Source organism: Natronoarchaeum mannanilyticum (genome assembly GCF_039522665.1).
GTDB lineage: Archaea > Halobacteriota > Halobacteria > Halobacteriales > Natronoarchaeaceae > Natronoarchaeum > Natronoarchaeum mannanilyticum.
The window spans coordinates 646,162-659,598 of record NZ_BAAADV010000007.1; the positions used below are offsets into that span (position 1 = coordinate 646,162).

Below are 13,437 nucleotides of genomic sequence, written 5' to 3' on the forward strand. Positions count from 1 at the left end.
GGCTGCGCCCGCTCTCGGAACGAAACACGAAAGCTTATGACGGATCGGGCGGCGAGCAATCGCAGATGCCGTTGCTAGATCACGTGCGATCGTTACTCGACGGGAGCGGGGAGACGGTGTACGAGTGCCGGGTCTGCGGGACGAACACGCCGGCCGACGCAGAGCGCTGTACCGAGTGCGGCTCGTCCGAGATCACCGCGTTCGACATCTGATCAGATCGCCGCCGCGTCAGCTAGGTCGAACGCAGGGGTCACCGATCAGGCGGCGGCACCGACGTACAGCGTGACGACCAGGAACACCCACACGGCGTCGACGAAGTGCCAGTACATCGACGCCGTCGCGACCGCGGTGTGGCGTTCCGCGTCGAACTGCCCGCGAAGCCCGCGTACGAGCACGGTCCCGAGCACGATCACGCCGAGGAGAACGTGGAGGCCGTGCAGCCCCGTCAGCCCGAAGAAGGCGCTGAAGAACACGCTCGTGACCGGGACGCCCTCGACGACGAGGAACTCGTAGTACTCCAGGAGCTGCCCGCCGACGAACGCGACGCCGAGCGCCACGGTGACCGCGAGCCAGGCGAGAAAGCGCCGGCGGTTCCCCCTTCGGATCGCGACGTGAGCGGCGTGCAGCGTGAGGCTGCTGACGAGCAGGATCGCGGTGTTGGCGAGCACGAGCGAGGTCAGGAGGTGCGGCAGCTCCTCGGGCGGCCACGCGTCGGTCCTGACGAAGAAGTAGTAGACGAAGCCCGCCGAGAACGTCATCACGTCGGTCAGGATGAACACGAACATCCCCCATCGGAGGTCCAGCCCGTGGCCCCCGGCCGGCCGCTTCCAGTAGTTCCGGACGAAGGCGTGGTACACCCAGCCGTACAGCCCGCCGAGGAAGGCAAGCAGCCCGCCGAGCGCGAGCCCGAGGCCGACGACGGGCGGGGCGAGCGCCGCCGCGGTCCCGCCCAGGAGGTACAGCGCGACGCCGGCGTAGATTCCGGCCGCGCCCCCGCCGGTCACGATCGGCCACCAGCTCGCCTCGCCGAACCCGGGCGGCCAGTCCTCGACAGCCGGACCGCGGTGCTCCGTCCCCTCGGACTCCGTCATGCGCTGACCTTCCACGCCCTCGGAAAAGTACCTTGGACCGGTGCGGACCGAGCTGCGCGGGCGATACCGCTCCCGGGCCGACCGTCCTGTAGGATTTTACGCCGCGGCGCCGTATCTCGAGACGATGAGCACCCCGGACGATCGAACCGACCTCACGCAGCCGACGGTGCCGGGGGACATCGAGGATCTGGAGGCGGGCCTCGACATCAACCTGCGGGTCGTGCTGTCGGCGTTCGCCGGCGGGCTCGTCGGGATGATCGCGATGGCGCCCCTGCTGATCGGCCTGCCGGCGTTTCTGGGGCTGTTCGAGGCCGGCCCGCTGATCAGCGTGACCGATCTCGGGCGCGTCGTCGGCATCGAGCCGAGCTTGCCGCTCGGGCTCGCGGTGCTCCTCGCGGGCGGCGTCGTCGCGCTGCCGCTGTTGTTCACGGTCGCCGGCTCCTTCCTCCCGCCACAGGAGCCGCGGGCGGCGCGCGGCGTCGTCTTCGCGACGATAATGTGGACCGGGTTCGTCATCGCCTACTGGCCGGGGCCGCGCAACGCCGTCCTGTTCGGCGCGCTCTCGCTGGCGGGCCACTGGGTGTACGGCTACGCGCTCGGCGGCGTCATGGAGCGGCTCGCGTACGTCCCCGAACACACGATCTAGAGCGGCAGGCTCGCGCCCGCGAACACCGCGAGGAACGCGATCGCCGCCGCGAGCGTCGCGACGAGTACGACCAGCAGGTACGCGAACGACCCCTCGGGCGTGTAGATCGACGGGAGCTCCACGTGAGTAGCGTTGCACGCGCGCGTCCGTCAATCGCGGGGACGACTCGTCAGTGATCCTCGGCGGCGTCTCGGCGAGCAGTGCGAGCCGAGGCTCGCGGAGTGTTACTCTGCGGCGTCGCGCTCGATCGCCCGGGCGACCTGATAGGTTGCGAACGCCAGGACGACGACCGGAAACAGCGTCAACAGGTGGGTGAACAGCTCCGACAGCGTGCCCCGCTCCCACGGGTAGACGAGGAGAAAGAGCAGGTCCAGGACGAGCAGGATCACCACGGGGACGGCGTTGATCGAGGTGTCGAGCAGCGTCTCCCGTCGCACCCACTCCAGCATAGTCGGTGGTGTCCACGGCTCGGCGTAAAATGCTTGCAGGGTGCGCGGAGGTTCGGGCGACGAGGCGGGCCCGGCCGGGCGAACGCTTATTCCGCGATTCGTGGACGTATACACGATGGTCAGAGCGCGCCGCGTCGCCAGCGCCGCCGTCGCCGTCGTCGTACTGTCGATCGTCGCGGCCGTTCCGGTCGCCGCGGCGCCCCAGTCGATCACCGAGGAGCTCATCAGGGGGCTCAACCGGCGGCTGCTGTACATCGCCGTCCCGATCGCGCTGCTCGTCGAGTTCATCCTGCTGTACACGGTCTGGCGGTTCCGCGACAACGACGATCCCGAGCCCACGCGGACGAACCGAGACCTGGAGATCACCTGGACCGTCGCGACGGCGCTGGTGTTGCTGTTCGTCGGCTCGGCGTCGTTCGCCGTGCTGACGAGCCCGTACGTCGCCGCGGTACCGGACCTGAGCGGGCAGGATCCCGGCGAGCGCGCGCCAGAGCCCGCCGACGCGCCGCCGGACGCCGTCGTCGTCGAGATCGTCGCCGAGCAGTGGAACTACAGCTACGAGTACGCGAACGGCAGCGTCACGACCGATGAGGAACTGGTCGTCCCCGAAAATCGGACCCTGTACCTCTACGTCACCGCCGAGGACGTGCTGCACTCGGTTCACGTTCCCGAACTCGGACTCAAGCAGGACGCGTTCCCGAACCAGTACAACCTCATCCGCACGCGGATCGGTGAGACCGGCGAGTACCGGCTGTACTGCGCGGAGTTCTGCGGCGCCGGGCACGCCGGGATGCGATCGACGCTGCGCGTCGTCGGGCAGGAGGAGTACCGGGAGTGGCTCGACGAGCGGCAAAACGAGACGAGTGCCGACAGCGATGGTACGACGAGCGGCGCCCTCGAAGCCACACGACCATGAACAGGCCGGCGAGCGCGATCGCGGGCGGCGTCGCCGGGACGGCGGTGCTGCTGTTGCTGCTCCTGCTGCTCGAAGTCGAAACGCGCTCGGCGATCCCCGTCTTCGAGGTGATCGCGCGGTTCGTCGGCACGCCCGGGAACCAGACGGTTGGGTTCGTGCTGTTCGCGATCGCGGGCGTCGTCGCCTGGCCGCTGCTGTTCCTTGCGCTCGAACCGCGCATTCCGCGCGGGCCCGACCCGGCCAGCCGCGGCGTCGTGCTCGGGACCGCCCTCTGGCTCGCGTTCGTCGTCACCGGGCGGGGCGAGATCAGCGGCGCGCTCCTGATCATCTACGCCGCGTTCACGCTGCTGGCCCACTGGGCGTACGGGTTCACGCTCGGCGCCGTCTACGGGCGCCTGCTGGAGCGGCCGGACGCTGACGCGGCGGCGACCGCGGGGTGACCGCGGCGATCACGGCCCGGTCGACGCCGAGGCGGCCGCGTCGAGGCCGTTCGTATCAGTATCTCGATAAAGCCCTTTAGCCGGAGTCCGTCGAACGTACCGGCACAGGGGATGTCCGAGGGATTCCATGTTCGATAGCGTCTCGGGACTCGTGATCGTTGGCTGCGTGCTGTCGGCGCTCGCCGGCTACCGGTATCTCCGGGACGGGGGCGAGGAGCACCGGCGCACGGACGCCGCGCGAGCGGGAGAGCGCGAGGAAGCGACGCCGGACGGCGGCTACGCGTCGCCCGTCGTCGGGCTGACCGACCACGGGAAGCCCGGCGGCCTGATGCGGTGGCTGACGACGGTCGACCACAAGGACATCGGCGTGCTGTACATCCTGCTGGGGACCGCGGCCGGGCTGTGGGGCGCGACCGACGGGATGATGATCCGGACCGAGCTGCTGACCGCCGAGTCGACGGTCTGGACCGTCGAGACGTACAACGCGATCTTCACGACCCACGGGCTCACGATGCTGTTTTTCTTCGTGACGCCGGTCTTCTTCGGGATCGCGAACTACTTCCTCCCGCTCTTGATCGGCGCCGACGATCTGGCCTTCCCGCGGATCAACGCCATCGCGTTCTGGCTGCTCCCGCCGTCGCTGGCGATGGTCCGGGGCGGCCTGCTGACGGACCTCCTCGCACGGGGTCTCGCCCCGCTGCCGATCGACGCAGCGGCGCTGGTCGCGCTCGAACCGGTCGCCACGGGGTGGACGCTGTACACGCCGCTGTCGGTCCAGATGGAGAACCCCCAGATCACCGTCGCGCTGCTGGGCCTCCATCTCAGCGGCGTCGCGACGACGATGGGGGCGATCAACTTCGTCGCGACCATCTTCACCGAACGGGCCGACGAGGTCGGCTGGCACCGCCTCGACATCTTCTCGTGGAACATCCTCGTCACCAGCGGGATCATCGTGTTCGCGTTCCCGCTTTTGGGCAGCGCGCTGCTGATGCTGATCGCGGATCGCGCCTTCGGAACGACGTTCTTCGTCGAGCCGGGCGGCGGCCCGCTGCTGTGGCAGCACCTGTTCTGGTTCTTCGGCCACCCGGAGGTGTACATCCTCGTGCTCCCGGCGTTCGGCATCATCAGCCTCGTGCTACCGAAGTTCTGCGGGCGGCGACTGTTCGGCTTTCAGTTCATCGTCTACTCGACGATCGCGATCGGCGTGCTATCCTTCGGCGTCTGGGCTCACCACATGTTCACGACAGGGATGGCGCCGGGGCTGCGCGCGAGCTTCATGGCCGTCTCGCTGGCGATCGCCATCCCGAGCGCCGTCAAGGAGTTCAACTGGATCGCGACGCTGTGGAACGGTAACATTCGACTGACGGCGCCGATGCTGTGCATGCTCGGGAGCCTGAGCACGTTCGTGATCGGCGGGATCACGGGCGTCTTTCTGGCGTCGATCCCGGTCGACCTCGTCTTGCACGACACGCTCCACGTCGTCGGTCACTTCCACCTCATCGTCGTCGGGATCATCCCGATGGCGATGATCGCGGCGAGCTACTACTGGTTCCCCATCCTCACCGGCCGGATGTACAACCGCCGCCTCGCGAAGGCGCAAGTACTCTTGCTCATCGTCGGGACGTTCGTCACGTTCATGCCGCTGTTGCTGCTGGGCTACGAGGGGCTCCCGCGGCGGTACGGGTTCTACCCGCCCGAGTTCACGCCGCTCCAGCAGATCGCGTCGATCGGCGCGTACACGCTCGGCGTCGGCGTCGTCCTCTGGGTGATCAACATGGTCCAGTCGGCGCGGGTCGGCCCGGTCGTGCGGGACGCCGACGTCTGGAACCTCAAGGAGACCGGGCAGTTCACGCGCGAGTGGCAGTGGTTCGAGGAGCGACTCGAGGACGCCGAGCGTCGGGACGAAACGGACGGCGAGCCGGCTACCGGTGGAGACGCTCCGGAGAAAGACGGGCCGCAAAGCCAAGACGACCGCGAGGAAGGCGGTTGATCGGTCGATCGGGACGGAGGTCTACTGTTCCTCGTCGTACCCGCCGTACTTGATGAAGAAGTACGCCAGCGCGAGCGTCGAGACCATCGCGCCCATCGTGCCGACCGCGAGGCTCAGGGCGTTGCTGGGGACCGCGGGGCCAGTGGGGCCGCCGCCGGTCTCGGGACCGCCCTCCTGAACGACGACCGACCCTTCCATGCCCGATGCGACGTGGGGCTCGCAGACGTACTCGAACGTGCCGGTCGTCTCGAACGTGTGAGTGTACTCGGTGCCGGAGTTGGCGATCTCGGGGTGGCCCTCCCACTCGGCGCCGTCGGGGGTGCTCCCGGGCGCGATGTTGTGGTTGTCCGAATCCCAGACCCAGCGGACGGTGTCGCCCGGCGCGATCACGCGCTCGGCGGGATCGAACACGAGGTCGCCGCCGGGGCCGACGACGACCTCCCAGGTCGTGCCGCCGCCCCCACCGCCGCCTCCACCGGATTCGTTGCCGCCACCTGACTGGTTACCGCCACCCGACTGGTTGCCGCCGCCGGACTGGTTGCCCCCTTCCTGTGCGCTCGCCCCGGCGCTTGCGGCGCCGGCGGCCGCGGCCGCTCCCGTCGCCGCCCGCATGAACGAGCGACGGGAGACGTCGTCGCTGCCGTCGTGTGCTGCCATGCGCGGGGCTTGGCGCTCGCGGGTACTGAATACTTTGGTTCGCGTCGGCAGGGGATCGCGGGCCGTCGAACGGGAGCGCAGCCGGTCAGACGTCGCGCTCGACGACGAACCGCGTGAACTCCGCGAGCTGTTCGGTCTCTTCGTCGGCCAGCTCCGCCTCGGCGAGGTGGTCGCGGGCCTCCGCGGCGAGCTCCAGGGCCGTCTCGCGGGCGTACTCGACGCTGCCCGATTCCCGAAGGATCTCGATGGCCTCGCGGATCTCGTCGTCGGTGTTGTTCTCGGCCCGCAGGATCTCGCGGAGTCGCCGCGAGCGCTCGTCGGACGCCGTTTCGAGGGCGTGGATCACCAGCAGCGTCGTCTTGCCCTCGCGGACGTCGTTGCCGAACGCCTTGCCGAAGTCGCCGGCCTCGCCCAGCGAGTGCTCGACGTCGAGGATGTCGTCGCCGATCTGAAAGGCGACGGACATCGTCTCAGCGTAGCGTGCGACGGCTTGCTCGCGCTCGGCGGACTGGCCCGTGACCAGCGCGGCCAGCCGGGCGACGATCCGGCCGAGACAGCCCGTCTTGCACGCGCACATCTCGAGGTACTCCTCGACGGACGGATCGGCGTCGGCGTCGTTGTGCCAGCGGATGTCGGTCCCCTGACCGAGGTGGGTCCGGTTGAGTTCGTCGCTCAGCATCTCGAAGATCGCGAGCCGCGTCTCGGCGTCGAGCCCGGCGGGGTTGCGCGAGACGATCTTCATCGGGAGGAAGTACATCGCGTTGCCCGCGTTGAGCGCAACGTCCTCGCCGTAAACGCGGTGGATCGCCGGCTCGCCGCGACGAAGTTCGGCCTCGTCCTCGACGTCGTCGACGAGGATGGTGCCGGTGTGCAGGATCTCGGGAATCGCCGCGTAGGGAAGATACCGCTCGCGATCTTCGCCGAACCCCTCGACCAGCAGCAGGAAGACGACCGGGCGCCAGCGCTTGCCGCCGCGATCGAGCAGTTCCCAGACCGGATCGGCCAGCACGCGCTGGAGCGCGTCGGCGTCGTACCGGTGCGTCGCGGGGCCGAAGAACTCCGAGAGGTACGCCTCGTCGATCTCGCGGGGCAACACCTCGGCGATCGCCTCGTCGACCGCCGGGCGCCGCTCCACTAACGTCTCCAGCATACCCCACCGCTCGCGGGCCGGGCGCAAAAAGCTTCAGATCCGCGGAGCGGCCCGCGAACCGGCGGGCGCGAACCACGCAGTCTTTTGTGCCCCGACTCCTACCCAGCGGCCATGGAGTCGATCGGGATCCTCGCCGAGTCGGACGACGCCGACGGCCGCGGCGCCCCAGGGACCTCGGCGATCGCCGAGCGCGTCGCCGCCGCCGGCGCCGAGTCCGTCGTCGGAGACGCCGAGGACCTGCTCGATCGGTCGCTCGACGCCGTCGTCGCGCGCGGCGAACGCGGCGTGCTGGAGTTCGCCCGGCGAAACGCCGCCGTGCCGATCCTGCCCGTGGACGCCGGACGGGGCGTCCGGTCGATCCCCGCGAGCGCGCTCGACGCCGCGCTGCCCGCGGCGATCGACGGCGAGTACGAACCTCGGGAACGAACGGTGCTCGCGCTGACCGTCGGCGGGGAGCGCGTGGGACGGGCCGCGTTCGACGCCATGCTGGTCACCGAGGAGCCGGCGAAGATCTCTGAGTACGCGGTTCGAGCGGACGGCGAGCGCGTCGCGCGCTTCCGCGCCGACGGGGTCGTGCTGGCGACGCCGGCTGGCTCGGGCGGGTACGGCGCCGCGGCGGACGGCCCCGTGCTGGCGCCGGGGACCGGCATCTCCGTGGTCCCGGTCGCCCCGTTCGCGACGACCCACGACCACTGGGTGCTCGATCCCGAGCGCGGCGTCGAGTTCACCGTCGAACGCGACGAGGGGCCGGTCGAGTTGCTCGTCGACGACCGGCGATGCCGGACGGTCCCGCCCCGGACCCCCGTGACGGTCGCCGTCGACGGATCGCTGTCCGTGTTGGTCGGCCTACACAGCAAATCCCACTGGCCATGAGCGACCCCCAGCGATCGTGACTACTCGCTCCCGTCGGTCGTGACTGGCCGTCCGACCGAGCGGTCCGAGGACCGCGGCGGCGGCCGAACGGGGGAGCAATTGGAAAAACACTAATGTCCTAACCACAGACTGTCGAGTATGAACCCGGATACGATGTTCGGCCCGCTCGACGTGCTGTTGCCCCACGTCGAGTACGTGTTCCTCGTGCTGGTGCTGGTCAACGCGGTGACGCGCTTCCTCGCGCAGCGCCACTACGTCTCCCAGTACCGGGACGGCGGCGCCGACGCGATCGACCGCTACGCGATCCACGACCTCTCGAACGTGTTGCTCGTGCTCGGCGCGTTCTACTTCACGACGATCACGCTCCACGCCGGGACGATCCTGAGCGTCCTCGCGCTGACGGTGTTTATCACCGACTTCTTCGAGTTCGAGGCCCGCAAGGTCGAGGCCCGCAAGGAAGAAGAGCTCGGCCGCCCGAAGGGCGCGCTGGCGGCCTGGACGCTCGTGCTGGCGTACGCGCTGTTCCAGAGCCTCTTCCTGATCCTCGAGCAGTCCGCGCTCTGGGGCAACATCGTCTGAGATTGCGCGAATCTTTTCTCGGGCCGACGCGCTAATCTTCTACCGCCGATAGTTTCGCTTCGAACCGCACAGCGCCACGACGACGACGAGGCGAGCGTCCGGCGCAAAGGCAGTCTGTTCTAGCCAGTCCGCTCGACGCTCCGGTCGCGGGCCCGGCGTCGAACCCGGACACCGGGACGGAGTGTCCGCGGGCGGGGACCGGAACGTGCTCGCTGCGAGAATCTGAGGGCCTCGCGATCGAGGACCGGACCGAGGCCACCGCATCGCTGAGGAATCCGAATCTACGTAGCACGATCCCGATCCACGGCGGCCCGGCGACAGCCACCGCCGAAGCGAGGAACGGATACCTGCGCGCCGCGAGACCGTCGTGAACGACCGGCCATCGCGAGACGCACCGTCCGACGACCGGCGGCGTGCAGCGCCGTGGCTCGACATCTATCGCGAGAGCGGGATCGGAACGGAAACGGCGAGTCGTAGAAATCGAGTAGGAGAGCGAAACGGGATTACTCCGCGTTGCGATCGGCGTAAGCGGCCCGAGCCTGCTGGTAGGCGGGGATCAGGAACCAGAACACGATCGGACCCAGAACCATCATCGCGACCATGGCGTCCATGAGGACGATGCCGATCGCGTCGTACGTGCCCGGGTCCTCCGGTACCGGCGCCGTCAGCTGCGGGCCGTCGAACTCCGGCGTCCGGTACCACGTCGCCAGGACCATCCACAGCAGGCCGGCCCCGCTGAAGATCGTGAACCCCTTCATGAACTCGTCAGCCATTACCCGAGGCTTGGTCCGCGTCGTCTTTATCGTTTTCCATTTCCTCGGCCCTGAACCGCGTCGAGAACACGTAGACGACGGCGCCGACCAGCACCAGGCCGACGCCAGCCAGCGCGCCCGCGGGATCGACTTCGTCGACCTCCGCGGTCCCGCGGTCGGTCGCCGTGTCGACGACGGCGAGCCCGCCGGCTACCAGCAGTATCGCGATCAGCATCGAAAACACCATGACGACCTTGTAGACGGCCATCGGAACCGGAACCTCGCGGCGGAGCGATCCGCCGGCCGAGTCGTCGTCGGAGGAGGCCATCGAGCGGAGCTACCGCGGCGGCCGCAGCCGGTAGTAGCGCCGGTTGAGGTTGTACATGTACCCCTCCTGCATCGCCTTCAGGACCGCGTAGGTCAGGAGGCCGCCGACCACCGGCAGGATGAACGACAGGTCGAAGAACATCCCCGTGGTCACCAGCGGCATCTGGCCGGCGAAGAGGTTGTACTGGGCGAGCAGCGTCAGCGTGAACGACAGCAGGACGCCGGTGACGCCCAGCGCCGCCCAGAACGGCTCCTCGACGGGACGGCGGGCGTTGCCCTTGTTGAGGAACGGCACCAGCGCGATCAGCCCGATGATCGGGCCGTGGACGGCGACGCCGAACACGCTGTCGGACATCAGCTTCTGTCCGCCGAGGATCGCCAGTTCGGGGTTCAGCGGATTGGTTTTCAGCAGCCCGAACGACCAGTAGAGGTACCAGTCGGGCTGGATGACCGAGGGCGTCGAGCTCGGGTCCGCGACGCCGCCCAGGTGGGGCGGGAGCGTCGCTGCCAGGAAGATGATGATCCCGACGAAGAAGCTGACGATCGAGAGGTTGCGGATCGTCTCGTGGGGCCAGGCCGGGAAGCCCAGCACGTCGCGCTCGACGTAGTCGGACTCCTGTCGGAGATCCTGGTCCTCGCGGCGGGCCCGCTCGAAGTACTCGTAGGTCAGCCGGGAGAGCCCCTGCGTGCGCTCCTTTCGCTCGCGCCACGTGGGCGTCTCGTCGTCCGGCGGGACGATGCCAGTGCCGCTGCCGTCAGTTCTGGGTTCGGATTCGTCGTCGGTCATGATGTTAGTGGGGTTCGGCGATGCCCTGCATCCACACGATGCCGACGTGGAGCGCGATCAGCGCCGTCACGACGAACGGCATCAGGAACACGTGGATGATGTACATTCGCATCAACGTCGGCTGTCCGAGCGAGAACCCGCCGAAGACCAGCTGGGCCGCCCACTCGCCGACCAGCGGGACGGATCGAGCCATCTCGATGCCGATGGTACCGGCCCACAGCGCGAGCTGGTTCCACGGCAGGAGGTAGCCGCTGTAGCCAAAGAGGAGCGTCAGCAGGATCAGCAGGACGCCCAGCAGCCAGTTGAGCTCGCGGGGCTCCTTGTACGCGCCCGTGAAGTAGACGCGCAGCATGTGGAGGAACACGCCGGCGATCATGAACTGGGCCGCCCAGCGGTGGATGCTCCGGAGCATGTACCCGAAGTTGAGCTCCGCCAGGATGAACAGCATCTGGTCGTACGCGAGCGCGTAGTCGGCGCCCTCGGCCGTGATGGTGCCCGGCGCGTAGTAGAATCCCAGTAGCGCGCCCGTTATCGCCAGTACCACGTACGCGACGATAGAGAGCGACCCGAGCGAGTACAGCGGGTACCAGTACCAGAACTTGTTGTCCAGGTCGTACTGCTCGGTGTGGCTCTTGGGCATCTGGAGGTTCATCTTGTAGTACATGTCCTCCAGCAGCTCCAGGTAGTCGACGATCCGGAGCCGCTTGTCCAGCCACATCAGCGTGACCAGGTAGGACTTCTCGATCGCCGAGAGGTCCTTGGTCTCGAGCCACGACTCGTGGTCGAAGTCGTCTTTCTTTTCGAGGCTCATCGTTATCCCTGCCCTCCGACCGTGTCAGACGGTCGCGGTAGCGCCACGAACTGCTGTTGCAGGACGGTGAACGGATCGTACACCGACTGGTGGCAGTTGCAGTAACTGAGGTTCTCTGCGCCGTACCCCGCGGACCCCTCGTGCATCTGGAAGCCCGGGACACAGCAGTAGTGAGTACAGGAGTTGAGATAGGCGATGAAGCCTTCCTCGGTGGTTTCGGCGAGCCACTCGTCGTCCTGTGCGGCCTCCTCGATCGCGGTGCTACGGATGACCTGCACGCCGAGCGTGTCGCGGGGCTCGAGCTCCTGGGATCGCCAGGTCGCCTGTGCCGGTTTTCCGAGACCGGCGTCGCCGACGCCGGTCGTGAACTCCCGGTAGTCGTCGAAGTGACTGACCATCAGCTTGTCGCCGCCGGAGACGGCTTCGTTCTGCCAGTCGTAGTTCGATGTCCCCGCGAACCGGAGGTAATTGTCCAGATCTGCATCCGGCTCGACCGCCGGGCTGGTCTGGGTACCGCAGTACTGGAACCAGGTCGTCGAGTACGTCGTCCCGGCGATCTCGGTTTCCGCGACCTGGATCTCCTGCCCGGTCGCGGTTTCCTCCGTTTCGGGCTCGGGCCAGATGCCCCGTAGCGCGCCTTCGTCGTCGATCTCGATCGGGATCTGGGGCATCCCGCGCGGCGCGGGGCCGCCGACGCGCTCGATGCCCATGTACTGCGTCGGTCCGCCGCCCGCTCCAGCCGGCGTCGTCAGGCTGTCGGCGGTCACCGCGGAGGTGATGCCGACGCCCGCCAGCGCGGAGCTCCCGACGACGCCCTTGACGAAGCGCCGGCGATCCGACTCGACCGGATATTTGTCGCTGTCTGTCATGTTATCGTTTGTAGTAGGGGTACACTGCTCGTTTGAACTGTTCGACTACGTCGCCGCCCAGATCGTTGCCCTCGGCGTCCTCCTCGCGGACGTAGAGGTCCTCCCACTTGCGACGCCGCTTCTTGACGATCATGACGTCCGGGAGGAACTCCTTGCGGTACAGCGCGAGGATGAAGGCGAGATCGATGAAGATCAGGCCCAGAATCGTCCCGAGGAACATGTTCGCGGGCTCGCCGGCCGGGCCCGCCGCCCAGCCGCTGGCGAGGCCGTACGCGAACAGCCCCACGAAGACGATCTCGATGATCGTCAGCAGGACGATGGCGATGGCCGCGGCAGTGCTCTCGCGGGGCGGCTCGTAGCGGTGAATGTCGCCGTAGGTGCTTCCGGTGGATGACATCGTTCAGTCTTTCTTGTTGGGGTAGCTGGTGTTGGCCGACTCGCCGTACTTCAGCAGGTAGAACGTGAACCCGATGGTCGCGAAGATGGCGAGGAACGTGGCGGCCCCGATGTAGTGCTTCTGCATCGGGACGCCGATATTGTGGGGATCGAACTCCGCGGCAGCGCCGCCGCCACCGCCGCCACCGCCGCCCTCCTGGACGACGACCGACCCTTCCATGCCCGATGCGACGTGGGGCTCGCAGACGTACTCGAACGTGCCGGTCGTCTCGAACGTGTGAGTGTACTCGGTGCCGGAGTTGGCGATCTCGGGGTGGCCCTCCCACTCGGCGCCGTCGGGGGTGCTCCCGGGCGCGATGTTGTGGTTGTCCGAGTCCCAGACCCAGCGGACGGTGTCGCCCGGCGCGATCGTCACCTCGGCCGGATCGAACACGAGGTCGCCGCCGGGACCGACCACGACTTCGTGTGTCGTGCCGCCGCCACCGCCCGACTGGTTCCCCGCGCCCGACTCGTTACCGGCGCCCGATTCGTTCCCGCCGCCGGACTGATTGCCGCCGGACTCGTTGCCCCCCTCCTGGAGGGCCGGCGCGTCCTGAGCCGCGGCGGACGAGCCCGCGGCGCCTGCGGCCGCTGCGGCAGCGGAAACGCCGCTGGCCGTCTTCATAAAGTCCCGCCTGTTCATACACGAATTGGTCAGGGGTGAG

The 13,437-nt window shown here is 68.1% G+C and carries 19 protein-coding genes; 7 read left to right on the forward strand and 12 right to left on the reverse strand.

From position 1 onward, the window contains the following. Positions 1-65: 65 nt before the first annotated feature. Positions 66-212 (forward strand): hypothetical protein, encoded by a 147-nt coding sequence (locus ABDZ81_RS16410; protein WP_343775186.1) that lies wholly within the window; start codon positions 66-68, stop codon positions 210-212. A gap of 45 nt (positions 213-257) precedes the next feature. Here ABDZ81_RS16410 and ABDZ81_RS16415 read toward each other — a convergent pair whose 3' ends face one another. Continuing rightward, positions 258-1,091 (reverse strand): cytochrome c oxidase subunit 3, encoded by an 834-nt coding sequence (locus ABDZ81_RS16415; RefSeq protein WP_343775187.1) that lies wholly within the window; start codon positions 1,089-1,091, stop codon positions 258-260. A 124-nt stretch (positions 1,092-1,215) separates the two neighbouring features. Here ABDZ81_RS16415 and ABDZ81_RS16420 point away from each other — a divergent pair, with 124 nt between their 5' ends. Then, positions 1,216-1,737: a DUF6789 family protein gene (locus tag ABDZ81_RS16420; protein ID WP_343775188.1), complete on the forward strand. Its 522-nt coding sequence runs from the start codon at positions 1,216-1,218 to the stop codon at positions 1,735-1,737. Here ABDZ81_RS16420 and ABDZ81_RS16425 read toward each other — a convergent pair. Both ABDZ81_RS16425 and ABDZ81_RS16430 read right to left on the reverse strand, forming a co-directional pair. Next, positions 1,734-1,859 carry a hypothetical protein gene (locus tag ABDZ81_RS16425; RefSeq protein ID WP_343775189.1) on the reverse strand — a complete coding sequence of 42 codons (126 nt, stop codon included), beginning with the start codon at positions 1,857-1,859 and terminating at the stop codon, positions 1,734-1,736. The genes ABDZ81_RS16420 and ABDZ81_RS16425 overlap by 4 nt on opposite strands. Before the next feature lie 102 nt (positions 1,860-1,961). After that, a complete protein-coding gene (locus ABDZ81_RS16430) occupies positions 1,962-2,186 on the reverse strand; it encodes a DUF6684 family protein (protein ID WP_343775190.1) in 225 nt (74 codons plus the stop codon). Positions 2,187-2,301: 115 nt separating this feature from the next. On the opposite strand from ABDZ81_RS16430, the gene coxB reads away from it, so the two are divergent. The 3 genes from coxB to ABDZ81_RS16445 all read left to right on the forward strand — a co-directional run bounded on the left by coxB (position 2,302) and on the right by ABDZ81_RS16445 (position 5,532). Continuing rightward, complete coding sequence (gene coxB, locus ABDZ81_RS16435; RefSeq protein ID WP_343775192.1) at positions 2,302-3,102, forward strand: cytochrome c oxidase subunit II; 801 nt, start codon at positions 2,302-2,304, stop codon at positions 3,100-3,102. Then, entirely contained in the window at positions 3,099-3,542 is a 444-nt protein-coding gene (locus ABDZ81_RS16440; RefSeq protein ID WP_343775193.1) for a DUF6789 family protein, read from the forward strand. Before coxB ends, ABDZ81_RS16440 begins: the two co-directional genes overlap by 4 nt. A gap of 127 nt (positions 3,543-3,669) precedes the next feature. Then, positions 3,670-5,532, forward strand: a complete 1,863-nt coding sequence (locus ABDZ81_RS16445; protein ID WP_343775195.1) for a cytochrome c oxidase subunit I — start codon at positions 3,670-3,672, stop codon at positions 5,530-5,532. Between the two features lie 21 nt (positions 5,533-5,553). On the opposite strand, the gene ABDZ81_RS16450 is transcribed toward ABDZ81_RS16445, so the two are convergent. Continuing rightward, positions 5,554-6,189, reverse strand: coding sequence for a plastocyanin/azurin family copper-binding protein (locus ABDZ81_RS16450; protein ID WP_343775197.1), 636 nt, complete (start codon positions 6,187-6,189; stop codon positions 5,554-5,556). Positions 6,190-6,274: 85 nt separating this feature from the next. Further along, positions 6,275-7,339: a polyprenyl synthetase family protein gene (locus ABDZ81_RS16455; protein ID WP_343775199.1), complete on the reverse strand. Its 1,065-nt coding sequence runs from the start codon at positions 7,337-7,339 to the stop codon at positions 6,275-6,277. A 111-nt stretch (positions 7,340-7,450) separates the two neighbouring features. On the opposite strand from ABDZ81_RS16455, the gene ABDZ81_RS16460 reads away from it, so the two are divergent. After that, a complete protein-coding gene (locus ABDZ81_RS16460) occupies positions 7,451-8,212 on the forward strand; it encodes an NAD(+)/NADH kinase (protein ID WP_343775200.1) in 762 nt (253 codons plus the stop codon). A 138-nt stretch (positions 8,213-8,350) separates the two neighbouring features. Further along, a complete protein-coding gene (locus ABDZ81_RS16465; RefSeq protein ID WP_343775201.1) occupies positions 8,351-8,791 on the forward strand; it encodes a DUF7313 family protein in 441 nt (146 codons plus the stop codon). 503 nt (positions 8,792-9,294) lie between these two features. On the opposite strand, the gene ABDZ81_RS16470 is transcribed toward ABDZ81_RS16465, so the two are convergent. From ABDZ81_RS16470 to ABDZ81_RS16500, 7 genes are read right to left on the reverse strand one after another with little or no spacing between them, the layout of a single operon-like run. Next, entirely contained in the window at positions 9,295-9,564 is a 270-nt protein-coding gene (locus ABDZ81_RS16470; protein WP_343775202.1) for a DUF7314 family protein, read from the reverse strand. After that, positions 9,557-9,871: a DUF7315 family membrane protein gene (locus tag ABDZ81_RS16475; protein ID WP_343775204.1), complete on the reverse strand. Its 315-nt coding sequence runs from the start codon at positions 9,869-9,871 to the stop codon at positions 9,557-9,559. Before ABDZ81_RS16475 ends, ABDZ81_RS16470 begins: the two co-directional genes overlap by 8 nt. 9 nt (positions 9,872-9,880) lie before the next feature. Then, complete coding sequence (locus tag ABDZ81_RS16480) at positions 9,881-10,657, reverse strand: cytochrome b family protein (protein WP_343775206.1); 777 nt, start codon at positions 10,655-10,657, stop codon at positions 9,881-9,883. A 4-nt stretch (positions 10,658-10,661) separates the two neighbouring features. Then, positions 10,662-11,468: a cytochrome b gene (locus tag ABDZ81_RS16485; RefSeq protein WP_343775207.1), complete on the reverse strand. Its 807-nt coding sequence runs from the start codon at positions 11,466-11,468 to the stop codon at positions 10,662-10,664. A 2-nt stretch (positions 11,469-11,470) separates the two neighbouring features. Next, positions 11,471-12,337 (reverse strand): ubiquinol-cytochrome c reductase iron-sulfur subunit, encoded by an 867-nt coding sequence (locus ABDZ81_RS16490; RefSeq protein WP_343775209.1) that lies wholly within the window; start codon positions 12,335-12,337, stop codon positions 11,471-11,473. A 1-nt stretch (position 12,338) separates the two neighbouring features. Continuing rightward, positions 12,339-12,734 (reverse strand): DUF7318 family protein, encoded by a 396-nt coding sequence (locus tag ABDZ81_RS16495; protein ID WP_343775211.1) that lies wholly within the window; start codon positions 12,732-12,734, stop codon positions 12,339-12,341. Between the two features lie 3 nt (positions 12,735-12,737). Continuing rightward, positions 12,738-13,415, reverse strand: a complete 678-nt coding sequence (locus tag ABDZ81_RS16500) for a plastocyanin/azurin family copper-binding protein (RefSeq protein WP_343775213.1) — start codon at positions 13,413-13,415, stop codon at positions 12,738-12,740. Positions 13,416-13,437: the final 22 nt, after the last annotated feature.

Coding starts and splice junctions, on each gene's coding strand:
- ABDZ81_RS16440 (WP_343775193.1), top strand. CDS start 3,099: ATGAACAGGCCGGCGAGCGCGATCGCGGGCGGCGTCGCCGGGACGGCG.
- ABDZ81_RS16415 (WP_343775187.1), bottom strand. CDS start 1,091: ATGACGGAGTCCGAGGGGACGGAGCACCGCGGTCCGGCTGTCGAGGAC.
- coxB (WP_343775192.1), top strand. CDS start 2,302: ATGGTCAGAGCGCGCCGCGTCGCCAGCGCCGCCGTCGCCGTCGTCGTA.
- ABDZ81_RS16475 (WP_343775204.1), bottom strand. CDS start 9,871: ATGGCCTCCTCCGACGACGACTCGGCCGGCGGATCGCTCCGCCGCGAG.
- ABDZ81_RS16470 (WP_343775202.1), bottom strand. CDS start 9,564: ATGGCTGACGAGTTCATGAAGGGGTTCACGATCTTCAGCGGGGCCGGC.
- ABDZ81_RS16450 (WP_343775197.1), bottom strand. CDS start 6,189: ATGGCAGCACACGACGGCAGCGACGACGTCTCCCGTCGCTCGTTCATG.
- ABDZ81_RS16445 (WP_343775195.1), top strand. CDS start 3,670: ATGTTCGATAGCGTCTCGGGACTCGTGATCGTTGGCTGCGTGCTGTCG.
- ABDZ81_RS16465 (WP_343775201.1), top strand. CDS start 8,351: ATGAACCCGGATACGATGTTCGGCCCGCTCGACGTGCTGTTGCCCCAC.
- ABDZ81_RS16485 (WP_343775207.1), bottom strand. CDS start 11,468: ATGAGCCTCGAAAAGAAAGACGACTTCGACCACGAGTCGTGGCTCGAG.
- ABDZ81_RS16410 (WP_343775186.1), top strand. CDS start 66: ATGCCGTTGCTAGATCACGTGCGATCGTTACTCGACGGGAGCGGGGAG.
- ABDZ81_RS16480 (WP_343775206.1), bottom strand. CDS start 10,657: ATGACCGACGACGAATCCGAACCCAGAACTGACGGCAGCGGCACTGGC.
- ABDZ81_RS16455 (WP_343775199.1), bottom strand. CDS start 7,339: ATGCTGGAGACGTTAGTGGAGCGGCGCCCGGCGGTCGACGAGGCGATC.
- ABDZ81_RS16430 (WP_343775190.1), bottom strand. CDS start 2,186: ATGCTGGAGTGGGTGCGACGGGAGACGCTGCTCGACACCTCGATCAAC.
- ABDZ81_RS16460 (WP_343775200.1), top strand. CDS start 7,451: ATGGAGTCGATCGGGATCCTCGCCGAGTCGGACGACGCCGACGGCCGC.
- ABDZ81_RS16490 (WP_343775209.1), bottom strand. CDS start 12,337: ATGACAGACAGCGACAAATATCCGGTCGAGTCGGATCGCCGGCGCTTC.
- ABDZ81_RS16495 (WP_343775211.1), bottom strand. CDS start 12,734: ATGTCATCCACCGGAAGCACCTACGGCGACATTCACCGCTACGAGCCG.
- ABDZ81_RS16420 (WP_343775188.1), top strand. CDS start 1,216: ATGAGCACCCCGGACGATCGAACCGACCTCACGCAGCCGACGGTGCCG.
- ABDZ81_RS16500 (WP_343775213.1), bottom strand. CDS start 13,415: ATGAACAGGCGGGACTTTATGAAGACGGCCAGCGGCGTTTCCGCTGCC.